Here is a 2,088-nt window from a genome sequence, read left to right on the forward strand (position 1 = left end):
CGCACCCTGCGGCTACTGGCCGCCGGCGACTGGGGGGCGCCCGGCCTGGCCGGCCCCGCCAAGGCGGTGACCCGCGCGGCGCTGGCGCCGCTGCTGGGCGCCCGTCCGCTGCGCTCCCGGGAGCTGATGCGCCAGCTGGCCGCACGGCGGCATCGCCGCGAGGGGTAGGAGCGCCCGTCTCGCGGGCGCCAGGTCGCAGCCGTGAAGCCGCCGCCGATCCCCGGCGCGGCCTTCCCGCTGCCCGCCATTCGCTTTACCCTAGTCACTTGCTCCTTGCTCCTTGCTCCTTGCTCCTTGTCCCTTGTCCCTTGTCCCTTGTCCCTTGTCCCTTGTCCCTTGTCCCTTGTCCCTTGTCCCTTGTCCCTTGATTCCTGGAGACTCCATGCATCCCCCCCGTATCCTGCTCGGCGTCAACATCGACCATATCGCCACCCTGCGCCAGGCCCGCGGGACCCGCTATCCGGATCCGGTTCAGGCAGCGCTGCTGACCGAGGAGGCGGGGGCCGACGGCATTACCGTGCACCTGCGCGAGGATCGCCGGCATATCCAGGAGCGCGACGTGCGTCTGCTGGCCGAAGTGCTCAACACCCGCATGAACCTGGAGATGGCCGTCACCGAGGCGATGCTGCACCTGGCCGAGGAGGTGCGCCCGGCCCACGTCTGCCTGGTGCCCGAGCGGCGCGAGGAGCTCACCACCGAGGGGGGGCTGGACGTGGTCGGGGGCTTCGAGGCGATCCGCGCCGCCTGCAAGCGCCTCGCTGCCGCTGGCTGTGAGGTGTCGCTGTTCATTGACCCCGAGCCCGCTCAGATCGAGGCCGCCGCCCGGGCCGGAGCGCCGGTGATCGAGCTGCATACCGGGGCCTACGCCGAGGCCACGGGCCAGGCCGCTGCCCATGAGCACGCGCGGCTCGCGGCGGCCACCGAGATGGCGCTGGAGCTCGGGCTCACCGTCAACGCCGGTCACGGGCTGAACTATCATAACGTCGAGGCCATTGCCGCCATTCCGGGCCTCCATGAGCTCAACATCGGTCATGCCATTATCGCCAGGGCGCTCTTCGTGGGGCTCAAGGAGGCGGTCGCCGAGATGAAGCGCCTGGCGATTGCCGGCCAGGAAGCCGGCTTCGTCGCCTCTCTGGAGGAGCACGACCATGATCACTGAGCCATGATCCTCGGCATCGGCACCGATATCGCCCGGGTGGATCGCTTCGAACGGGCCCTGGCCCGCCACGGCGAGCGACTGGCGCTGCGGCTGCTGGGCGAGCTCGAGCGGGAGCGGCTGCGGGACCATCCGGCGCCGGCGGCCTTTCTCGCCAAGCGCTTCGCCGCCAAGGAGGCCTTCGTCAAGGCGCTGGGCACCGGCCTGCGGCTGGGCATGCGCTGGACCGAGGTTCAGGTGGACAACGATGCCCTGGGGCGACCCTCCCTGGTGCTCTCCGGCAAGGCCCACGAGCTGGCGATGGTCGCCGGCGTGCGGGCGACTCACCTGTCGATCAGCGACGAGGAGTCCCTGGCCGTGGCGTTCGTGGTGTTGGAAGGTTGAGTGCTGGAAGGCTGAGAGCTGGAGGGCTGAGAGCTGGAGGGCTGAGAGCTGGAGGGCTGAGCGCCGGGGGGACGAGCCTCCCCCTCGGCCCAGGCAATCAGCTCTGCCATGGCCGCGAAGAGGTCATCCATCAGGGCGGTCACGGCGTCGCGCCCGCGGGTCCGTAGCCGGGTCTCCAGCGACTCGGCGATCAGCCCCAACCGCGGCGCGCCGCAATAGCGACAGGCGCCGTTGAGGGCGTGAATGGCGTCCAGCAGGGCCTCGTCGTCGCCGTCGTCCAGTGCCGCGCGGATGGCCGCCTCGCTCTCCGGTAGCCCGGCCGCCAGGCGCTCCAGCAGCTCCCTGGCCAGCGCCGCCCGGCCGCCTGCCAGCCGAGTCCCCAGCTCCAGATCCACCGTGGGCAGCTCCCCGTCATCGGCTGCCGTTGCCGTGGGGGCGGCGACATCGGCCGGGAGCCCGCTCTCCGCCGGGGTCTCGGGCAGCACGACGCCCAGGTGGCGGCGCAGGGCCTGCCGGAGATGCTGGCCGTCGACGGGCTTCACCAGCAC

3 protein-coding genes and 1 pseudogene are annotated in these 2,088 nt (G+C 71.5%); 3 read left to right on the top strand and 1 reads right to left on the bottom strand.

What is annotated here, in order from left to right:
- The 3 genes and pseudogenes from J5F18_RS09730 to acpS form a co-directional block, all read left to right on the top strand.
- Positions 1–168 (top strand): annotated as a pseudogene (locus J5F18_RS09730) (DNA repair protein RecO); the annotation flags it as partial.
- Positions 169–382: 214 nt separating this feature from the next.
- Positions 383–1,159, top strand: coding sequence for a pyridoxine 5'-phosphate synthase (gene pdxJ, locus J5F18_RS09735; RefSeq protein WP_346302038.1), 777 nt, complete (start codon positions 383–385; stop codon positions 1,157–1,159).
- Between the two features lie 3 nt (positions 1,160–1,162).
- Positions 1,163–1,540 (top strand): holo-ACP synthase, encoded by a 378-nt coding sequence (gene acpS / locus J5F18_RS09740; RefSeq protein ID WP_346302039.1) that lies wholly within the window; start codon positions 1,163–1,165, stop codon positions 1,538–1,540.
- On the opposite strand, the gene J5F18_RS09745 is transcribed toward acpS, so the two are convergent.
- Positions 1,480–2,088 (bottom strand): Hpt domain-containing protein (locus tag J5F18_RS09745; protein WP_346302040.1); only part of this gene is annotated, 609 nt, incomplete at its 5' end. The genes acpS and J5F18_RS09745 overlap by 61 nt on opposite strands.

The organism is Halomonas sp. BM-2019, from assembly GCF_017584085.1.

Coding starts and splice junctions, on each gene's coding strand:
- acpS (WP_346302039.1), top strand. CDS start 1,163: ATGATCCTCGGCATCGGCACCGATATCGCCCGGGTGGATCGCTTCGAA.
- pdxJ (WP_346302038.1), top strand. CDS start 383: ATGCATCCCCCCCGTATCCTGCTCGGCGTCAACATCGACCATATCGCC.